The sequence below is a fragment of the Aquitalea sp. genome (assembly GCF_030150775.1).
In the GTDB taxonomy this organism is placed as follows: domain Bacteria; phylum Pseudomonadota; class Gammaproteobacteria; order Burkholderiales; family Chromobacteriaceae; genus Aquitalea; species Aquitalea denitrificans.
Genome location: NZ_JASLFG010000011.1, coordinates 19,386 through 39,748 on the forward strand (window position 1 = coordinate 19,386; position 20,363 = coordinate 39,748).

Here is a 20,363-nt window from a genome sequence, read left to right on the forward strand (position 1 = left end):
GCAGTCTAGCGCCAAACCGGCGACAAGACGATGGCTGTGAACAGGACAGATCAGCAAGCAGGAGCAGCAGGATGGACAAAGCGCAGCGCGTGATACTGGTAACCGGTGGTACCTCCGGCATTGGCAAGGCAACGGTGCAGCTACTGGCACAGGATGGGGTGCAGGTGTTGTTTACCGGGCGACGGCAGGCGGAGGGCATGGCCTTGCAGCAGGCTCTGCAAGCTGCGGGTGGGCAGGCCGAGTACTGGCCGCTGGATCAGCTGGATGCTACTGCCACCACGCAGACCGTGGCCGCCATGCTGGCCCGCCACGGCCGCATTGACGGCCTGTTCAATAATGCCGGCGTGGTGCTGGGCGGGACTGCGGAGTCGACCAGCGAACAGGACTGGGCCACGGTGCTGGCCCTGAACGTGACCGCGGTGTGGCGCATGTGCAAGGCGGTGATTCCCGCCATGCGGGCGCAGGGTGGCGGAGCCATTGTCAACAATGCATCGGACTGGGGGCTGGTGGCGGGCGAGGCAGCCGTGGCCTACTGCGCCAGCAAGGGCGCGGTGGTGCAAATGACGCGGGCGATGGCGCTGGACCATGCCCGCGATCGCATCCGCATCAACGCCGTGTGTCCTGGCGATACCGAAGTGGAACGTTGGGCCGCCGAACGTGCTGCCGCCGGGCCGGATACCCCCTCGCTCACCGTCGCCGGTGGCGTGCCGCTGGGGCGCTATGCGCGGCCGGATGAAATAGCCCGGGCGGTGCGTTTTTTGTTGTCCGACGATGCCAGTTTTGTCACCGGCACCACGCTGGCGGTGGACGGTGGCAATACCGCGCGCTGATCAGGCATAGGTGTTGATGCCACTGCCTGGCTGTCCTGGTGCAGGCTGCGTGGGCATGGCGGGCTGGGGGGAAGGGCCGGGTGGTGTGTTGCTGGCTGGCTGTGGTGTCGGTGTCAACGGCGGGTAGGACACCGGCAGCGGAGTCGTGGAGGTAATCATGCGGCTACGGCTAGGGTGTGGAAAGCACAACACGATGCAGATGACATCGCGTGCAGGCAAGTATTCGTGCTTGGTCTTTGCCTTTATTTACCAGTCTGGGTTTTGCAGGTGCTGGCCGTAGCCAGTGGCAGGTGGTGCACCCAAAAAAGTGCCAACCCGGTAAAGGGTTGGCGCGAGAGTAAAGCCGAGAAGAAACAACTGAACAAGAGACAACCCAGCGCAAGTGGCCGGCTTGGGACGGATTGTCGTCTTGTCATGTGACAGGGTCTTGACGTTGTGATGAAAAAACCGCGACGTCTCTTGCCTGGTTGCAACTGGGCATGCTGTTGAATCGGTCTAGGATCAGCTGCAGCTCAGCGCGGCTGATATCCAGTTCCAGCATGGCGGTGAGGGTGATGAACAAGCCGCCGAACATGTTGGGAGCCATCTGGATCAGCTTGGCACGGGCATCATCCACGCTGAGTGCACACTTGCTGGCCACCAGTTCGGCCACGGCCTGCAGCATGGGTGGGTGACGGGTGAGCTGCACCAGCGAGGAGTCAGCCTTGAGCCTGGGGTAGGGTGGCTGCGCGGTAACCGCTACCGTGGCCTGCAGGCGGATGTCGCGGCTGGAGGCTGCGATGCGGATCTCATGCGGGCCGCTGTCCACCACCCAGGCTGGGTGCGCCGGGTCGTAATAGGCAAAATCTTCGCGTTGCAGGGTGAAGTGGGCGTGGCGGCTGCTTCCGGCCGGGATGTCCAGTTTGACGAAGCCGCGCAGGGCTTGTGGCGGGCGTGCCAAGGGCGAGGGCGGTGGTGCGATGTATAGCTGCACGATCTCCTTGCCATCCCGCGCACCGCTGTTGTGGATCTCGATGCTCACCGTGAGGGTGTCGTGTTCCGTCATGTCCTGGCTGGAGAGCTGCAGTTCGCGGTAGTCGAAACGGGTATAGCTCAGACCAAAACCAAAGGGAAACAGCGGCTGCAATTGGCGCTTGTCGTAATAGCGATAACCGACATACAGCCCCTCGCTGTAATGGTGACGGCCATTTTCGCCGGGGTAGTGCAGATAGGCTGGTGTCTCTTCCAGACTGTTGGGCAGGGTAGTGGTGAGCTTGCCACTGGGATTGTTGACACCAAACAGCGTGGCGGCCACTGCATGGCCCATGCCCTGACCTGCGAAGAAACACTCCAGCACGGCAGGCACCTGGGGCAGCCAGGGCATCAGCACGGCATCGCCATTGCACAGCACCACCACCAGCTTGGGCTGCACCGCGGCCAGCCGGCTGATCAGGCGGTCGTGGCTGGGGAGCAGGCCCAGATGCTGGCGGTCGCCATTTTCACCGTCCATGCCGATGGGGGTACTGACAAACACTACGGCCACCTCGGCGGCGGCGGCCATGGCGCAGGCGTGTTGCAGTGCGGCTGCGTCGTCGTGTTGGTCGTCCGGCGCACCGACGGCATAGTCGATCTGCACGCTGCTTCCCGCCTGCGACCGGATTTCATCCAGCGGACAGTCCTGCTGCCAGGGCTGGGTGGTGGCGCAGCCCGAGCCCTGTATCACCGGCTGTTGTGCCGGTTTGCCAATCACCGCCAGTCGGCGCAGTTGCTGGCCATCCAGTGGCAGCAAGTCTTGGTCGTTCTTCAGTAATACCAGTGATTCGGCGGCAATGCGTCGCGCAAGCTGATGGTGGCTGGCAAAGTCAGCTACGGTGCCGGGCTGGCGGCCAGCCTGCACCTTGGCTATCAGTTGCAGCATGTGCAGACAGGCCTGGTCCAGCACCGTAGCGGGAATACGGCCTTGTTCGATGGCGGCCAGTAGTTCGGCATTGTCCAGCGCGTTTTCCGGCATGGCCAGTTCATTACCGGCCAACAGCGAGGCCGGGCGGTCCTTGATGCCGTACCAGTCGGACATCACCAGCCCCTGGTAGCCCCATTCCTTGCGCAGTACCTGGGTGAGCAGCCAGTGGTGCTGCGAGGTCTGTTCGCCGTTGAGCCGGTTATAGGAGGACATCACCGTCCACGGCTGTGCCTTGGCAATGGCGCGCTGGAAACCGTACAGGTAGATTTCGCGCAGCGCGCGCTCGTCGACGATGGAGTCCATCTCGGTACGCATGTATTCCGAGTTGTTGCAGGCAAAGTGCTTGAGGCTGGCTCCCACGCCTTGCTGTTGCAGGCCGTTGATCAGCGCGGCGGCCAGATCGCCGCTGAGCAGCGGATCTTCCGAGTAATACTCGTAACCGCGTCCGGCCAGCGGGGTGCGACGGATATTGATGCCCGGCCCCAGCAGCAGGCCCACACCCATGGACTGGCATTCAATCGCCAGCGCCCGTCCCATCTGTTCCACCAGCACCACATCCCAACTGCAGGCCAGGCTGGAGCCATTGGGAAAGCAGGTGGCCGGGCGCGAGTGGCCAAACAGCACTTCCGAGCCGCCCTTGTCGCTATCGGTCGCCTGCTGGCCCGCATCTTGCTGTACCACTGACAGGAAGTCGCTGATATTCCAGCTTTCCTGCTGGTCGATCTGCGCACTGCTGTAGCGCACGCCATAGGTGCCATCGGTCATGACAAAGTCGCGAATGCCGAATTCGGGCAGGCTGGCCGTGCGCCACAGGCCCTGGCCGCTGAGCAGCTTGACCTTGTCTTGTGGGCGCATGCGGGCGATCAGTTCTTGGTGATTGGCTGTCATTTCAGGACTCCTGTGGCTGAGCGGCGGCGGGCTGCTTGCGTGCTTCGATCTGGCCCACCATGCGCAGATAGCTGTCTTCATCCAGCTGGTAGCGCAGCACGAACAGCAGCGCCAGCACGAACATGGCGGCGGGAATCAGCGTCATCATCAGGGCGATCCAGTCTTGTGCGCGTGGCGTGATATGGGCGGCATCGTAGCCGGCATATTGCAGGATCAGCCCGGCCAGACCACCGGCAATGGCCATGGCCACTTTGGTGATGAAGTTGAAATAGCCATAGATGGCGCCCTCGGTACGCACATGCTGCTGCCACTCGGCGTATTCCACCGTGTCGGCCAGCATGGCGTACATGCAGACAAAGATGCTGCCCATGGCCGCGCTGTACAGACAGACGCAAACCATGATGGCCAGCCGGCTGTCGCCCGCCAGCCAGTATTGATAGGCCAGCGCCAACGCGCCGGCACTCAGGGTGAGCAGGGTCAGTCTCTTTTTGCCGAAGCGGGCAATCAGCTGTTCCGAGGCAATGGTGCCGACCAGATTGGCCACGGTCTGGATGGCGAAGAAGCTGGCGGTATAGGCTTCATCGCGCAGTACGTAGTTGATGTAGTAAATGGCGGCGGCCATCCACACGCTGTAGGCGATATAGGTAAACACGGTAAACATCGACAGCTGGAACAGGGGCCGGTTGGCGGTAATGGCCTGCACCATCTGGCGCAGGCTGGGGGCTGTGTCCTTGTCCTGCCGGATGCGTTCCCTGGTCATGGCAAAGCAGGCGTAGAACAGCAGGGTGGCCAGCCCGGCAAACAGCGCGATGGTGAGCTGGTAGCCGGTGCGCGGATCAGCAAAGCGGCGAATCAATTGGTCGGCATACACCGACACCACAAAGTAGCCCAGCGTGGCAAACAACATGCGGTACACCGACAGTGAGGCGCGCGACATGGCGTGCTGGGTCAGCATATTGTTCATGGCTGAATAGGGCGTGTTCACCGTGGTATAGGCCAGGCAGTACACGGTGTAGCTGACCAGCGCATAGGTAAACTTGTAGCTGGTGTCAGGGGTGCTGAAGCACAGCACGGTCAGGACCCCCAGCGGCAGCGCGCCGTACAAGAGATAGGGCCGCAGCTTGCCATGGCGGCTGTGCGTCTTGTCAATGGCGTAGCCCAGCAGAATATTGAACAGCGCATCGATGATGCGGGCGATCAGGAAGATCAGGCTGGCTTCGCCGGCGCTCAGGCCAAAGATATTGGTGTAGAAAAACAGCAGGAACAGCGAGACGGCACCAAACGACAGATTGGACGCCATGTCTCCCAGTCCATAGCCTACTTTTTCACGCAGGCCCAGTTTGACATCTGCGGCGGACAGGGCAGGGGCAGACATGGTGCGGTTCTCCAGAGCCAGTGACTGGGCCTTACCATAGCAGTGCAGCCTGGCGTGGCTATGGTCATTGCACTCTGGAAACGTCGGGTTTTATGGCGGGATTTTCAAAACGCAGGACAAAAAAATGCCAACCCGCAAAGGAGTTGGCCCGAGAGAGAGAGAAATCGTTCAGCGGCCGGCAGGTCCGTGCTGCCGGTCGGCTCATGGCTTATTGTGCCAGCGGTTTTTTCAGCACGCGCAGCATCACGGCGGTCAGCACCGTACCTACCACCAGTGCCACCAGGTAGGCACCCAGATTGGTCACTGCATTGGGGATGGGCAGTACGAACACGCCACCGTGCGGTACTTTCAGTTCCACGCCCATGGCCATGGAGATGGCACCGGTCACGGCCGAACCCACCATCAGCGACGGGATCACGCGCAGCGGGTCGCGGGCGGCAAACGGAATGGCACCTTCACTGATGAAGGAAATACCCAGCACGCCAGCAGCCTTGCCGGCTTCGCGCTCGTCGGCGGTAAAGCGGTCGGCAAACAGCTTGGTGGCCAGGGCGATGCCCAGCGGCGGGGTCATGCCGGCGGCCATCACCGCGGCCATCGGGGTGTACACCTGGCTGGCAATCAGGCCGGTGGCAAAGGCATAGGCTGCCTTGTTCACCGGGCCGCCCATGTCAAAGGCCATCATCGCGCCCAGAATGGCACCCAGCAGCAAGGCGCTGCTGCCCTGCATGCTCTTGAGCGCTTCGGTCAGCATGGCCAGCAAGGCGGCTACCGGCGTGCCGATGACGTAGATCATCAGCAGGCCCACCAGCAGGGAACCCAGTACCGGCAAGATCAGCACCGGTTTCAGGCCATCCAGATTGCGGCCCAGCTGGATTTTCTTGTTGAGGAAATCCGTGCCGTAACCGGCGATGAAACCGGCGGCAATACCACCCAGAAAGCCGGAGCCCAGGCTGGCGGCCAGCATGCCACCCACCATGCCGGGGGCAATACCGGGACGGTTGGCGATGGAGTAGGAGATGTAACCGGCCAGAATCGGCACCATCAGCGCAAAGGCGGATTTGGCACCAATCTGGAACAAGGCCCAGGCCAGCGTGCCCTTGTGCGCGTCGTCAAAGGCGTAAATGCCGCCCAGTGCAAAAGCCAGCGCAATCATGATGCCGCCGGCGGTGACAAAGGGCAGCATGAAGGACACACCGGTCATCAGGTGTTTGTAAGCGCCGCTGCGCTGCTCGCTCTGGGCGCTGCTTGCGGAAGCGGTGCTGGCGGCCGTCTGGCTGCTGGCAGCCTGGCTGGCACCATGCGGCTGGGCTTCGGCAATGGCGCGGCGCACCAGGTTTTCACCATCGTTGATGGCCGGTTTGGTGCCGCTGGAGAACAGATGCTTGCCGACAAAGCGCGACAGGTCCACCTGGGTGTCGGCGGCAATGATCACCACATCGGCCAGACGGATTTCATCCGCCGTCAGCGTGTCCTGCGCGCCCACCGAACCCTGGGTTTCCACGCGGATGCTGTGGCCCAGTTTCTGTGCGGCCTGGCTCAGGCCTTCGGCGGCCATGAAGGTGTGGGCAATGCCGGTGGGGCAAGATGTGATGCCGACAATGCGCAGCGCGCTGCTGGCAGTCCGGGCGCTCAGGCTGGCCTTGAGCTGGCCTTCGGCATCGGCCAGTACGGCTTCCAGCGAGCTGGGCAGGGTGTGGCTGTTGGCAAAGCGCACATCCTGTGCCGCGGCTTCGCCAATCAGCAGCACGGCGTCGGCGTCGGCAATGGCGCTGGCGCTCAGCGGCTGTTGCACGCCTTGTGCGGTGTGGATTTCTACATCGATCTTGTGTTTCAGCCGGGTAGCCGCCTGGCGCAGCGCTTCGCCAGCCAGCATGGACTGGGTGCTGCGATCGGGAGCTGCAATCACTGCCAGCAGGTTTGCCATTGTCTTTCTCCTAGTTTTATCTGCCTGTTGTTGTTGCTTTGCTGATGATCTGCCGCGTGGCGAGGGTGGGTGAGCGTTGCCCGCCCGCAGCATGATGGTTTAGGACAAGTGCTGCACTTCCACTTGCCGTGCCAGTTGTTCCACCTGGCTGCGTTCCGGCAGGTGGGGGCCGATGCGGGCCAGCTTGGCGGTGGCAAAGGCCACGGCCAGCCGGGCGCGGTCTTCACCGGCCAGGCGCTGGTGGCGCGCGGCGCTGAGGCCGGCCACCAGTGCATCACCGGCACCCACGGTGCTCAGCGGGTTCTGCACCGGCAGGCGGGCCAGCAGGGCCGGGCCGTCGTCCAGCACAAACAGCGCGCCTTCCTCGCCCAGCGATACCACCACCTCGGCCACACCGGCCTGTTGCAGTTGGCGCGCGCAGGCTAGTACGTCTGGCAGGGTGGGCAGGGCATGGCCAGCCCATTGCTCCAGTTCGTGGCGATTGGGCTTGATGCAGTCCGGCAGGCTGGCGCGTGGAGCGGCCAGTGCGCAGGCCAGCGCGGCACCGCTGCTGTCCAGCAGCACATGGGCACCCCATTGGCGCAGTTTGCCGATCAGCAGGGGGAGCTGTTCCGGCACCAGCCCCTGTGGCAGGCTGCCGGCCAGCACAATCTGGCTGCCCGGATTGACGTCTGCCGCCAGCAGGGTCAGCAGGCGTTCCCATTGCACTTCGCCTACGGTCAGGCCCGGCAGGTTGATGTCGGTGGTGCTGGCATTGGCCTGATCGGACAGCTTGATGTTGACGCGGGTGTCACCCGGCACGCGGATGAAGCGGTCTGCAATGCCCTTGTCCTTGAACAGTGCTTCAAATGCATCGCTGTTATTGCGTCCCAACAGGCCGGTGGCCAGCACCGGCAAGCCCCAGTCGGCCAGGCAGCTGGCCACGTTCACGCCCTTGCCGCCGGCATTGCTGGTGCTGGACAGCGCCAGATTGACGCTGCCGGGCTGGAAATCCTGCACACACACCGTCTGGTCGATGGCCGGGTTCAGGGTGATGGTGATCAGCGGGCCGTTCATGACAGCAGGCTCTGCAGGGCGCGCACTTCTTCGGCGCTGTCGCAATCCAGCGCTTGCTGTGCCAGCTCGGCCAGTTTGGCAAAGTCGCTGCCACGCAGGCGGGCCTTGACGCTGGCGATGTCACGTGGGCTCATCGACAGTTCGTTGACACCCAGACCGGTGAGCAGGGCGGCACCGAAGGGGTCGCCGGCAATGCCACCGCACACGCCTACCCAGCGGCCATGCTGGGCGGCACCCTGCACCGTCTGGTGAATCAGGCGCAGTACTGCCGGGTGCAGGCTGTCGGCTTCGGCGGCCAACTCCGGATGCTGACGGTCGATGGCCAGTGCGTACTGGGTGAGGTCGTTGGTGCCGATGGAGAAGAAGTCCACATGCTCGGCCAGCTTGTCGGCCAGCGTGGCGGCGGCGGGCACTTCCACCATGATGCCGATCGGCACCACCGGGGCGTTCAGCTCGCGGCGAATGCCTTCACACAGGCCCTTCAGGCGGGTGATTTCTTTCAGCGAGGTAATCATCGGGAACATGATGGACAGCGGCTGGCCACCACGGGCGGCGCGGTACAGCGCACGCAGCTGCGGTTCCAGCAGGTCGCGGCGGCGCAGCAGCAGACGGGCACCACGCATGCCGAGGAAGGGGTTTTCCTCGTGCGGCAGGTTGAGGTAAGGCACTTGCTTGTCGCCGCCGATATCCAGCGTGCGCACGATCAGCGGGCGGCCTTCCAGTGCCTGCAGCATGGCCTGGTAAGTGGCGAACTGTTCTTCTTCGTCCGGGCTGTCGTCACGTTCCAGGAACAGGAATTCGGTACGCATCAGGCCCACACCTTCGGCACCGGCGGCAATGGCGGCGGCCACCTGGTCCGGGCGGTTGACGTTGGCGGCCACTTCCACGCTGTGGCCGTCACGGGTCTGGGCCGGCAGGCTGCGTTCGGCTTCTTCGCGTTCCTTGCGCAGCTGCTGTTGCGCCATCCAGTCGCGGGCGGATTTCAGGTCGGCTTCGCCCGGGTTCAGGTAGAGGCGGCCAGCCTGGCCATCCAGAATCGCGGCCGTACCATTGGCTACGCCAAGCAGGCCGGGGCCACCGGCTACCAGTGCCGGCAGGCCGAGGGTGCGCGCCAGAATGGCTGTGTGCGAAGTCGGGCCGCCCTGGGCAGTGGCGAGGCCAATTACCTTGTTGGTATCCAGCCCGGCGGTGTCGGATGGCGACAAATCGCTGGCCAGCAGAATGCAGTTGTCCGGCAGGTCGGACAGGGTGGTTGCTTGCAGGCTGGGGTCGATCTTGCCCAGCACGCGGCGGCCGACATCACGCAGGTCGGCGGCACGGGCGGCCAGCAACTGGTTGCCCAGCGCGGCCAGACGGTCGGCCAGGCGCTCCACGGCCTGATGCCAGGACCAGGCCACGCCGTGGCCTTCCACCATCAGCTGGCAGGACAGGGTGATCAGGTCGGTATCGCTCAGCAGTTCGGCCTGGGCCTTGAAAATGGCGGCTTCGGCATTACCCAGGCGCTGGGCGGTGTCTTCGGCCAGCTTGGCCAGTTCGGCGCGGGTATCGGCCAGCGCGGCATGCAGTTTGTCACCAGCTTCAGCCAGTGCCAGCGGGTGGTCGGGAATGGCGGGCAGGCCGTGGGTCAGCACATGGACCTGACCGATGGCCAGACCGGGGCTGGCACTGATACCGGCCACTTCCAGCGGGTGGCCCGGCGGCTGCCAGTTGTTTTCGCTACGCTGGGCCTGGGCTTTTTGCGCGGCCAGTGCGGCGTCGGTTTGTTCCTGCGCAGTCAGGCGGGTCATCACCCCTTGCAGGGCTTGCAGCAGGGCGGCGGCATCGCTGCCTTCGGCGGATACCACCAGCCGGTCGCCGCGTTGCAGGCCCAGTTGCAGCAGGGAAATCATGTTCTTGGCGTCAGCCACATGGTGGCCGTGACGCACTTGTACCTGTGCCGCGTACTGGCGGGCGGTTTCCACCCAGGCGGTGGCCGGGCGGGCATGCAGGCCATTGGGGTAGTCCACCTGCCATTCAAACTGTTCGGCCAGATCGCCCGCCGGCTGCTGCGGCGCAGCCGGTGCGGCAGCGGTGTCGGACAGGGCGGCAATCAGGTCTTGCGGATTGCTGGTGGCAAACAGCTGCTGCAGGAGGGGTTCGTCTTGCAGCAAGCGGGTGAGCCGACGCAGCAGCTGGATGTGTTCGTCCGATTGCGCAGCAATGGCAAACAGCAAATGGGTGGTCTGGCCAGGATTCCATTCCAGACCCTGCGGAATCTGCAGAATGGCAATGCCGGTGCGCTTGATCAGGTGGCGGTCTTCCACCATGCCATGCGGAATGGAGACGCCATGACCCAGAAAGGTGTTGGCCACGGCTTCGCGTGCCAGCAGGCTGTCGATATAGGCGGCGTCAATACAGCCAGCGTTGGCCAGCAGCTGGCCGGCCTGGCGGATGGCATCTTCCTTGCTGGCCGGAGCGGTGGCAAGGCAAATCAGTTCCGGATGGATCAGATCGTGCGACATCGGGAGTGGTCTCCTGGTACTGTTATTTTGCTGCATTGCACCCAAAAATGGGCTGTGCTGGCTATTGTCTGGCGTTGCGTTGCTGGCATTGAAATCGATTACACAACACCTGTCAATATTGATCGTAGATCATCTTGATCAAACACGACTTCAATCTTTAATGATCCTTGTAATTAAAGGCTTGCAAAGCATTTTTACTTGATGCAGGATCACGACAACCTGACTGAAAACGATTGCAAAATGACGGTACGCATCAAGGATGTAGCCCGGGCTGCCGGGGTGTCGGTGGCGACAGTGTCACGGGCGCTGGGCGATGGCCCGGTCAGCGATGAGCTGCGCAAGAAAGTGGAGGCTGCCGTGGCCGCCACCGGCTATCTGCCCAATCTGTCGGCACGTCGGCTGCGCTCTCAGCATAGTCATACCATTGGCCTGATTGTGTCTGATATCCGCAATCCCTTCTTTACCGCGGTCAGCCGGGCGGTGGAGGATGCTGCTTACGCGGTGGGCATGCGCGTTATCTTGTGCAATACCGACGAAAATCCGCAAAAAGAAGCCATGTACCTGCGCCTGATGCAGGAGGAGCGGGTCACCGGGGTCATCTTCGCCCCTACCCGTGCCACGGCGCAGAAGCTGGACCCGCAGCAACTGGGCTTCCCGGTGGTGCTGATCGATCGTGCTGCGCCGCCGGGGCAGGCTGATGCCGTGGTGCTGGACAATGCTGAAGCAGCCAGCCAGTTGGTGGAGCATTTGCTGCAACAGGGCTATCGCCGCATTGGTGGCCTGTTTGGCAACACCAGTACCACCGGGACCGAGCGCCATGCCGGTGTGCTGGCTGCCATGCAGCAGCATGGATTGCAGGCTGAAGCACGCTTTATCGCTCCCACGCCGGAAGCAGCGGAGCAGGCGATGAGTGACTGGTTGCGTGAGTCTTCGCCGCCACAGGCGTTGATTGCCAGTAATGGCCTGGTGTTGCTGGGCATGTTGCGCGGTGCGCGTAAGGCCGGTATTGCCATTCCGCAGCAGCTGGCGCTGGCCGGTTTTGACAATGACAACTGGACCGAGCTGGCCGGACCCGGCCTGACGGTGATCGAACAGCCGGTGTACGACATTGGCCGCACCGCCATGAAGATGCTGCTGGAGCGGCTGGAAGACCCGGCCCGTAGTGCGCGCAAGGTGGTGCTGTCCGGGCGCTTGATTGAACGCGGCTCAACCATGCGACTGCCGCAGGACAAGTAGTGTTGCCAACCATGTCGGCAAGCTAGTAGTGCAATGGGCGCCAGGGAGCGCCCATTTTCTTGCTGCTTGCATGAGAGTTCAGAGCGCTTCCAGGCTGGCAAAGCGCTGCTCCAGTCCATCCAGTAGCAAGCGGGTCTTGGTGGGCAGCAGGCTACGGTTGGGGATGAGCGCATAGGTTTTCAAGGGCGGGAGCGACCAGTCCGGCAGAATGCGTGCCAACTGACCAGTCGCCAGGGCTGCCGCCGCAAAATTGCAGGACACCAGGCAGACCCCGCGCCCGGCAATGGCGGCCTGCAGCCGCAGACCCGCATTGGCGCTTTGCAGCAACAGCGGCTGCGTCAACTGGTAGTGTCGGCCATCAGCATGCCGGAATTGCCAGGGCAGGGCGGTAGCGGCCCCTAATAGCGGCCAGTCGGCAAGTTCTGCCGGGTGTTGTGGTCTGCCGCGTTGCTGCAACAGGGCTGGCGCAGCAAACAGGCCCTGCTGCAAGGTGTACAGACGCTTGCCCAATTGGCCGGAATCCGGCAGCGGCTGACTGGTCATCACAAAACTCAGGTCGTAGCCACTGCTGAGCGGGTCGATCAGGCTGCTGACTACATCCACTTCGATATGTAGTGCCGGGTGGGCCTGCATGATGTCGCACAGCACCGGGCTCAGGTGCAGGCTGGCAAATTCATAGGGAGATGCAATGCGCAATGTGCCGCTTAGCGGCGCTTCGGCATGGCCTTGTAGGTGGTCGGCGATGTCTTCCAGTCGTGAAAACAGCGGTCCGATTTCTGTCAGCAACTGAAAGCCGGCTTCGGTCAGGCGCAGGCGGCGCGTGCTGCGTTCCAGCAAGCGCAAACCCAGTCTTTGCTCCAACCGGGAGATTGCGGTGCTGACTGTCGATTTGGGCAGTTGTAACCGTTCGGCCGCCCGGCTGAAACTACCCAGTTGCGCTACACAGCCAAACAGATGCCAGTCATTCCAGTCGTTTGTACGTGACATTGAATAATCATTTCAAAAATGGCAGTTTATTCAACATAGCATGGTCACTATAGTGACTGCGACACCATACCTTTTCCCGAGCTTTCTGTTTGATGCCTGATTACCCCGTTTTGCTGCAAGCCCATCCCGAATGTCGCCCTTGGCAGGTTCGGCTGTTTGGCCTCACCCTGGGTCTGGTGACTGGGGCGGATTTTGTGGCCGTCGGCATGATGGGGGTGGCGGGCGGGGCGATCCAGGGCGGGGTGGCGGCGGCTCCGCAGGAATATCTGTGGGCGCTGACCAGCTTTGCCGTGGGCGCGGTGCTGGTCAACCTGCTACTGGGGCGCTTTGCCACCCTGATCAGCTATCGCCGCTATACCCAGTGGGCCTTGCTGTTGTTCATGGCTGGCAGTGTGGGCTGTGCCCTGGCTGAGGGCATCACCAGTCTGGCGCTGGCGCGGCTGTTTCAGGGCGTGGGCGGCGGCGGGCTGTTTACCGCCTCGCGCATTCTGTTGCAGCTGGTGGCTCAGCCCAGAGAGCGCAAGCCGCTGATGTATGGTTTTTTGCTTGGGCTGTTCGGACTGTCCGGCATTGCTCCCTGGCTGTCCGCTCTGCTGGTCGAAGACTGGGGCTGGCAGGCCATCTTCTGGCTGCAGGCCGGCTTTGTCCCGCTGTTGCTGGTGCTGGTCAATATCAGCTATCCACGCAATGCCGGTATGCCTACGCGTACCCAGGCTGGAGAACTGGACTGGCTGGCGGTGGCGGCATTGGGGTTGGGCGCGTTGCTGGTCTTGCATACGCTGGAGGATCTGCGTTTTCTGCGATTTTCTGCCCGGCCCGGAATGTGGCTGGCCTTGCTGGCTGGTGTGGCCTTGCTGTTGCTGGCCTGGCGGCGCCTCCATACCCACCCGGACCCCTGGTTGCGGCTGCATGCGGTATTACGCCGCCGCTATCTGATGGGGCTGGCTTTTTATGCGCTTTACTACCTGTGCAACGGGATTTGGCCTTACCTGCTGTCTGCCATGCTGCAACACGGGCTGGGCTTTGACTTTGTTACCACCGGCTGGGCCATGAGCATGGGCAGCCTGGTGACGGTGGTGATGGCCTTGTCCTATTTGTATGCCAGTCGCTGGCTGACACGGCGTCATCATGTGCTGGCACTGGGTTTTGGCCTGCTATTGCTCTGTAGTGTGTGGCTGTCACACGTGGCCATGCCTGGCGCTGCACTGGCCAGCGTACTGCCGGCCATCCTGCTGCACGGCCTAGTGCCGGTGCTGTCGGTATTGCAGATTGCGGCCATGACCTATGCCGAGGTGCAGGCAGAGGATTTTGCCCATGCCTATCAGCTGAAAAACATCCTGCGTGAACTGGCCATGGCCATGGGAACCGGTTTGGCTGCCTTGCAGTTGCAAGCGGGAGAGGCAGTGGCCCGCATGAGCCTGCTGGATCGTCTGGACGCCCTCAGCCTGAGGCACTGGGGAATGGGGCTGGACCTGCCTGATCTTGCGCGTTTGTCGGCCCAGGTGACGCAGCAGGCGGTATTGATTGCCTGCGACCACGCCTTGCTGGCCCTGGCCTTGCTGTCCGGACTGGCCATGGTGATGGCGCTGTGGCAAAGGGATTTGCGCTGATGCAGGGCAGGAATGCAAACACCCCGCCAAGGCGGGGTGTTTGCGTGGATATCAGGGGCGAATCGGCCCGGTCAGGCGGGTGAGGGTGTCGTCCTTGACAAAACGGTGGTGCCAGACTGCCGCTGCAGCATGGAAAATGGCTACCCATAACAGCACATTCCCCAGCGTTTCATGTACTTCTTTCAAATTGTGTGCCGTGTCTTTGCTGATGGAGAAGAGTACCGGAAGCGTATTTCCCAGGAATACCACGTCTTTTCCCGCCCCTTGTACGATGGCGATGCCGAGAATCGGCAAAATCAGCATCAGTGCATACAGCAACCAGTGTGCCGCGTGAGCCAGTAGCATGGTGATGGCTGGCGGCGTTGGCGTGATGTCCGGAACACGGTTGGCTAGCCGCCATAGCAAGCGCGGTAGTACCAGTAACAAGACGATAATCCCCGCCTGGAAATGGCCGGACTTCAGGAAGTCACGCAGCGGGCTGCCTTTGGGCGCAATATCCTTGAATTCGATGAAAACCAGTGCGGCAATCACTGCCAGTGCACTCAGCCAGTGCAGGGCACGTGCCAGACGGCCATAACTGTGTTGTGAATTTTTCAGCATGATGCTTCCTTTGTTCTGTGGGCATGCCCGAATCAATCAATGTGCAGGTTACGCCGTATTTATTAAATCAGACTTAATCATCGTCAGCAGTAGGGCGATGTAATGACTGGGCCTGGCGGATTACCGCGCATTTGTCTGCGGCTTGCCAGCCTTCGGGTTTCAGAATCTTGCCATCGGCACGGCGCACCACCTTGCCATCAATCTGCTTGCGCAGATTGGCCTGATGAATGGCCTCGGTCATGGCTTCCACTGGCATGCCTTGCGACAACAGCAAGCCGGTCAGCACGTTCAGTACATCCACACCCTCTGCGGTAAGTTCGGCCATGCGGCGTTGTTGCTCATCCCTACTGCATGCGCCCATTTGTTTGAATTCTTGCAGCGCATGCAGGAACTCGGCCATTTCTTCGTGCAGCATGTTTTCCCACATTGCCAGCGTGTTGCAATGCAGGCCGGGCTGACTGGGGGCCGGTAGGTCGAACTGCTGCATGAATTCGCGGCGAATGGCGTAGAGATTGCTCATCTTGTTGTATCTTTATTTGTGTTGATATCTATATATTGTGTTTTTTGATGATTATTGGCAATAAAAAAGCCCGCAGAACGGGCGTGGTGCTGGTGTGGGTGTTGTCAGCCGTGCAGGGTGGCCAGGACCTCGAAGTAGTCCGGGAAGGTCTTGGCCACGCATTTGGGGTCGTTGATGATGACCGGAGCGCCCAGTAAGGAAACCAGCGAGAAGCACATGGCCATGCGGTGGTCGTCGTAGGTATCGATCTGTGCATCAGCTATCAGGTGGGCGGGCGGGGTGATGCGGATGTAGTCCTGGCCTTCTTCCACGGTGGCACCCAGCTTGCGCAGCTCGGTGGCCATGGCGGACAGGCGGTCGGTTTCCTTCACGCGCCAGCTTTCGATATTGCGCAGCGTGGTGGTGCCATCAGCGGCCAGCGCAGCCACGGCAATGGTCATGGCGGCATCGGGAATGTGGTTGAGGTCGACATCAATGGCCTTGAGCTTGCCGTTGGCAGCCGCTTCAATCCAGTTGTCGCCCATGGTGATGGAAACGCCCATCTGGCGCAGGGTGTCGGCAAACTTCACATCACCCTGAATACTGTTGTTACCCACGCCTTCTACCCGTACCGGGCCACCGGCCAGTGCACCTGCGGCCAAGAAGTATGATGCGCTGGAGGCATCGCCCTCTACATGCACCTCGCCCGGAGAAATATAGTGTTGGCCGCCCGGAATGACGAAGCGCTGCCAGCCCTGGCGTTCTACCCGTACGCCAAAGCGGGACATCAGGTTGAGGGTGATTTCGATATAGGGCTTGGAGATCAGCTCGCCGACCACTTCGATGGTGGCGGTTTCTCCGGTCAGCGGCAGCGCCATCAGCAGGGCAGTCAGGAACTGGCTGGAAACATTGCCCTTGACCGGAATCACTTCGCCAGCGCGCAGGCTGGCCGGGCTGATCGCCAGTGGTGGATAGCCGGGGTTGCCCTGGTAGCTGATGTCGGCACCGGCAATGCGCAGTGCATCCACCAGGTCGCCGATCGGGCGTTCGTGCATGCGTGCCACGCCGGACAAATGATAATTACCCTGCATCAGCGCCAGTGCGGCGGTCAGCGGACGGAAGGCGGTGCCGGCATTACCCAGGAACAGGTCGGCGCTCTTGACCGGAAACTCGCCACCCACACCCTGCACCCGGAAATCACGGCTGTTGCCGATCTGCTCTACCTGCACGCCCAGCAGTCCAAGCGCTGCCTGCATATGGCGGATGTCGTCCGAATCCAGCAGGTCGCGTACCAGCGTGCTGCCGCTGGACAGTGCCGCCAGCAGCAAGGTGCGATTGGAAATGCTTTTGGAGCCGGGCAGTTTGATGGTGCCGGCAAGGTGCGGAGTCGGAGTGAGGCGGAGCTGTTCCATGGCGTGGCGTCGAGTCTCTGTAGTGTCTTGTTCAGGTTGTCCGGGTCTTGTCATCACGCACAGTGCCTGCGGACAGGTGTTGTGCGTTGTGGTCTGTCACTGTAAAGGGCGTCGGGGTAACGTGCAAACTACAATCTTGCCGATTGGCAGCATTTGTCACCGCCTCAGTGCAGAAAATCCGGCCAGAGCCGTTCCTGATGGCAGGGGGCTGCGCTAAAATCGACATTTTGGTGATGTGCTGCGCATCACTGCCTGCAACTGGATGCAAATCAAGCCCATGTCTGTTCCTGTCATTACCATCGATGGTCCTTCTGCCTCCGGCAAGGGAACTGTCGCCGCCATTGTTGCCCAGCGTCTGGGCTTTCATTATCTTGATTCCGGTTCGCTCTACCGCCTGCTGGCCCTGCATGCACGCAGGCTGGGGGTGGCTTGGGAAAACGAGCCTGCGCTGGCTGAACTTGCCATCCGTTTGCCCGCCGCGTTTGAACAGGGGGCGGTGTTGCTGGATGGCAACGACGTCAGCATGGATATCCGTGCCGAAGAAATCGGTAACGGGGCATCGAAAGTGGCCGCTCTACCGGCGGTACGGGCTGCGTTGTTGCAGCGCCAGCGTGATTTTGGCGTGGCTCCGGGCCTGGTGACCGATGGCCGGGACATGGGTTCGGTGGTGTTTCCGCAAGCGGCCGTGAAGATTTTTCTGACCGCCAGTGCCGAAGAGCGTGCATCTCGCCGCTATAAGCAGTTGATCGGCAAGGGAGAATCTGCTAACCTCCCGCAGATTAAGCAGGACATTATTGATCGGGATACGCGTGACGCGGCCCGGCCAGTAGCGCCGCTGCGCCAAGAGCCGGACGCCTTTCTGCTCGATACCACGGAGCTGACCATCGACCAGGCGGTCGAAACGGTCCTCCGCTGCTTCGGGCAGTACCAGGCCTCCGGCGTATGATTTTTTAAAGGGGTAATTCTTGCTGCACTGCAAGAGGCACCCTGTGTTCAACCCTAACCCCGCACACCGCAAGGTGTGCACCGAGAGTAAGCTTGATGACTACCCTCTCCATGGAAAACTTTGCCCAGCTGTTCGAAGAAAGCCTGACCCTTCACGACATGCGCGTGGGCGAGGTGATCACTGCTGAAGTCGTTGCAGTTGATTCCAACTTCGTAACTGTAAATGCCGGCCTGAAGTCCGAATCCCTGATTCCGGCCGAAGAATTCAAGAACGACGAAGGCGTTGTTGAAGTTGCCATCGGCGACTTCGTGACTGTTGCCATCGACGCGCTGGAAAACGGTTTTGGCGAAACCAAGCTGTCCCGTGAAAAAGCCAAGCGTCTGGCTGCATGGGTTGAGCTGGAAGAAGCGCTGGAAACCGGCAAGATCCTGTCCGGCCTGATCAGCGGCAAGGTCAAGGGTGGCCTGACCGTTATGGTCAACGGCATCCGTGCCTTCCTGCCGGGTTCCCTGGTTGACGTACGTCCGGTTAAAGACACCACTCCGTACGAAAACAAGAACATCGAATTCAAGGTTATCAAACTGGATCGCAAGCGTAACAACGTGGTTGTTTCGCGTCGTTCCGTTCTGGAAGAAACCCTGGGCGAAGAGCGCAAGGCTCTGCTGGAAACCCTGAAAGAGGGCGCCGTTATCAAGGGTATCGTCAAGAACATCACCGACTACGGTGCGTTTGTTGACCTGGGCGGCATTGACGGCCTGCTGCACATCACCGACCTGGCATGGCGTCGTGTGAAGCATCCGTCCGAAGTTCTGGCTGTTGGCGACGAAGTAGAAGCCAAGGTCCTGAAGTTCGACCAAGAGAAGAACCGTGTATCCCTGGGTCTGAAGCAACTGGGCGAAGATCCGTGGGTTGGTCTGTCCCGTCGCTACCCGGCCAGCACCCGTCTGTTCGGCAAGGTAACCAACCTGACCGACTACGGTGCCTTCGTTGAAATCGAACAAGGTATCGAAGGCCTGGTGCACGTGTCCGAAATGGACTGGACCAACAAGAACGTACACCCGTCCAAGGTAGTTCAGGTTGGTGACGAAGTTGAAGTCATGATCCTGGAAATCGACGAAGACCGTCGTCGTATCTCCCTGGGCATGAAGCAGTGCCTGGCCAACCCGTGGAACGAGTTTGCTGACAACTTCCACAAGGGCGACAAGCTGAAGGGCGCGATCAAGTCCATCACCGACTTCGGTGTGTTCGTTGGTCTGCCGGGCGGTATCGACGGTCTGGTTCACCTGTCCGACCTGTCCTGGAACGAAACCGGCGAAGATGCCGTGCGCAAGTTCAAGAAGGGTGACGAGGTTGAAGCCGTTGTTCTGTCCATCGACGTGGAAAAAGAACGCATCTCCCTGGGCATCAAGCAACTGGAAGGTGATCCGTTCAACAACTACGTTGCCATGAACGACAAGGGCGCTCTGGTCAAGGGTACCGTGAAGGCTGTTGATGCCAAGGGCGCTGTTGTGTCCCTGGACATGGACGTTGAAGGTTACCTGCGTGCTTCCGAGCTGTCCCGCGACCGCGTGGAAGATGCCCGTACCCTGCTGAAGGATGGCGAAGAAGTGGAAGCCGTGATCATTGCCGTGGATCGCAAGTCCCGCAATATCAGCCTGTCCATCAAGGCCAAGGATGCTCAGGAAGACAGCACCGCCATGAAGAACCTGTCGGTTGACAGCGCTTCTGCCGGTACGACCAACCTGGGTGCCCTGTTGAAGGCCAAGCTGTCCGGCTCCAACGAGTAATTGCATCATGACCAAGTCTGAGCTGATCGCGCGGCTGGCAGAACGTCTTGCCGAGCGCAATTCTCAGTTGGTCTACAAAGATGCTGAGCTGGCCGTCAAAACCATTCTGGATGCGATGGCCAGCAACCTGGCACAGGGTAGCCGCATTGAAATCCGCGGCTTCGGTAGCTTCGACCTGAACTACCGTCCGCCCCGCGTGGGCCGGAATCCGAAATCAGGTAGCAGTGTCTCGGTTCCTGAGAAATATGTGCCGCATTTCAAGGCCGGCAAGGAGTTGCGCGAACGGGTGGATCTGTCCCTGCTGGAACAGACCCAAGCCTGATTGGCGTGACCGCTGGTCTCGCAAGCCAAAACAAAGCGCCGCTTTTGCGGCGCTTTTTCTTTGTTTGACCCTGCTCTTGCTTGGGTTGCAGCAGACTATCGTTTAAACTTGCACTCCGGTTACCCTCTCCGAGTAAAAAGCATGCGCTACATCGTGCGTATCATCGAATTGGCCCTGCTGGTTTTCCTGATTGCCGTTACCGTGCAAAACAGCCACATGGTCGAATTCAAACTGTTCTTCGGCCAATCCTGGTCGGCACCGCTAATTGTCTTCCTGCTGGTGTTCTTTGTTGCTGGTGCTGCTGTTGGTTTGTTGGCCACATTCTCCTATTACCTGCGCATGCGCAAAGAGCTGTCCCAGCTCAAGAAAGAATTGCGCAGCCGTCCGCCCAGCAGCAAGGTTGCCGTCGATCCCAGCGATGCACTGGCCGACTGACTCAGCTTTCTCCTGA

General features: G+C 61.1%; 17 protein-coding genes. 7 read left to right on the forward strand and 10 right to left on the reverse strand.

Annotated features, from left to right (window positions below):
- Positions 1 to 71: 71 nt before the first annotated feature.
- Positions 72 to 830: an SDR family NAD(P)-dependent oxidoreductase gene (locus QVF59_RS03825; protein WP_159875377.1), complete on the forward strand. Its 759-nt coding sequence runs from the start codon at positions 72 to 74 to the stop codon at positions 828 to 830.
- Here QVF59_RS03825 and QVF59_RS03830 read toward each other — a convergent pair whose 3' ends face one another.
- From QVF59_RS03830 to ptsP, 6 genes are all read right to left on the reverse strand, one after another.
- Positions 831 to 1,049, reverse strand: a complete 219-nt coding sequence (locus tag QVF59_RS03830) for a hypothetical protein (protein WP_287877479.1) — start codon at positions 1,047 to 1,049, stop codon at positions 831 to 833.
- Positions 1,050 to 1,242: 193 nt separating this feature from the next.
- Complete coding sequence (locus QVF59_RS03835) at positions 1,243 to 3,657, reverse strand: beta-glucosidase family protein (protein WP_287877480.1); 2,415 nt, start codon at positions 3,655 to 3,657, stop codon at positions 1,243 to 1,245.
- Between the two features lies 1 nt (position 3,658).
- On the reverse strand, positions 3,659 to 5,032 hold the full coding sequence (locus QVF59_RS03840; protein WP_287877482.1) for an MFS transporter: 1,374 nt from the start codon (positions 5,030 to 5,032) through the stop codon (positions 3,659 to 3,661).
- Positions 5,033 to 5,240: 208 nt separating this feature from the next.
- A complete protein-coding gene (locus QVF59_RS03845; RefSeq protein ID WP_287877484.1) occupies positions 5,241 to 6,956 on the reverse strand; it encodes a fructose-specific PTS transporter subunit EIIC in 1,716 nt (571 codons plus the stop codon).
- 99 nt (positions 6,957 to 7,055) lie between these two features.
- Positions 7,056 to 8,012 carry a 1-phosphofructokinase gene (gene pfkB, locus QVF59_RS03850; RefSeq protein ID WP_287877485.1) on the reverse strand — a complete coding sequence of 319 codons (957 nt, stop codon included), beginning with the start codon at positions 8,010 to 8,012 and terminating at the stop codon, positions 7,056 to 7,058.
- Positions 8,009 to 10,513 (reverse strand): phosphoenolpyruvate--protein phosphotransferase, encoded by a 2,505-nt coding sequence (gene ptsP, locus QVF59_RS03855; protein ID WP_287877487.1) that lies wholly within the window; start codon positions 10,511 to 10,513, stop codon positions 8,009 to 8,011. The genes pfkB and ptsP overlap by 4 nt, the downstream gene beginning before the upstream one ends.
- Before the next feature lie 201 nt (positions 10,514 to 10,714).
- Here ptsP and QVF59_RS03860 point away from each other — a divergent pair, with 201 nt between their 5' ends.
- Entirely contained in the window at positions 10,715 to 11,749 is a 1,035-nt protein-coding gene (locus QVF59_RS03860) for a LacI family DNA-binding transcriptional regulator (protein ID WP_287877489.1), read from the forward strand.
- A 78-nt stretch (positions 11,750 to 11,827) separates the two neighbouring features.
- Here the strand turns inward: QVF59_RS03860 and QVF59_RS03865 are convergent, their stop codons facing one another.
- Positions 11,828 to 12,736 (reverse strand): LysR family transcriptional regulator, encoded by a 909-nt coding sequence (locus QVF59_RS03865; RefSeq protein WP_287877490.1) that lies wholly within the window; start codon positions 12,734 to 12,736, stop codon positions 11,828 to 11,830.
- Positions 12,737 to 12,828: 92 nt separating this feature from the next.
- On the opposite strand from QVF59_RS03865, the gene QVF59_RS03870 reads away from it, so the two are divergent.
- Positions 12,829 to 14,346, forward strand: coding sequence for an MFS transporter (locus QVF59_RS03870; protein WP_287877491.1), 1,518 nt, complete (start codon positions 12,829 to 12,831; stop codon positions 14,344 to 14,346).
- 51 nt (positions 14,347 to 14,397) lie between these two features.
- On the opposite strand, the gene QVF59_RS03875 is transcribed toward QVF59_RS03870, so the two are convergent.
- The 3 genes from QVF59_RS03875 to aroA form a co-directional block, all read right to left on the reverse strand.
- Complete coding sequence (locus QVF59_RS03875; RefSeq protein ID WP_287877492.1) at positions 14,398 to 14,946, reverse strand: cytochrome b; 549 nt, start codon at positions 14,944 to 14,946, stop codon at positions 14,398 to 14,400.
- A 73-nt stretch (positions 14,947 to 15,019) separates the two neighbouring features.
- Positions 15,020 to 15,466, reverse strand: a complete 447-nt coding sequence (locus tag QVF59_RS03880; protein ID WP_287877494.1) for a pyrophosphohydrolase domain-containing protein — start codon at positions 15,464 to 15,466, stop codon at positions 15,020 to 15,022.
- 104 nt (positions 15,467 to 15,570) lie between these two features.
- Positions 15,571 to 16,857 carry a 3-phosphoshikimate 1-carboxyvinyltransferase gene (gene aroA, locus QVF59_RS03885; RefSeq protein ID WP_287877496.1) on the reverse strand — a complete coding sequence of 429 codons (1,287 nt, stop codon included), beginning with the start codon at positions 16,855 to 16,857 and terminating at the stop codon, positions 15,571 to 15,573.
- 277 nt (positions 16,858 to 17,134) lie between these two features.
- Between aroA and cmk the strand changes: the two genes are divergently transcribed.
- The 4 genes from cmk to QVF59_RS03905 all read left to right on the forward strand — a co-directional run bounded on the left by cmk (position 17,135) and on the right by QVF59_RS03905 (position 20,347).
- Positions 17,135 to 17,803 (forward strand): (d)CMP kinase, encoded by a 669-nt coding sequence (gene cmk, locus QVF59_RS03890; RefSeq protein ID WP_287877498.1) that lies wholly within the window; start codon positions 17,135 to 17,137, stop codon positions 17,801 to 17,803.
- Positions 17,804 to 17,898: 95 nt separating this feature from the next.
- A complete protein-coding gene (gene rpsA, locus QVF59_RS03895) occupies positions 17,899 to 19,590 on the forward strand; it encodes a 30S ribosomal protein S1 (RefSeq protein ID WP_240902601.1) in 1,692 nt (563 codons plus the stop codon).
- Positions 19,591 to 19,597: 7 nt separating this feature from the next.
- Positions 19,598 to 19,912, forward strand: coding sequence for an integration host factor subunit beta (locus QVF59_RS03900; protein ID WP_045846200.1), 315 nt, complete (start codon positions 19,598 to 19,600; stop codon positions 19,910 to 19,912).
- 141 nt (positions 19,913 to 20,053) lie between these two features.
- Complete coding sequence (locus QVF59_RS03905) at positions 20,054 to 20,347, forward strand: LapA family protein (protein WP_159875390.1); 294 nt, start codon at positions 20,054 to 20,056, stop codon at positions 20,345 to 20,347.
- Positions 20,348 to 20,363: the final 16 nt, after the last annotated feature.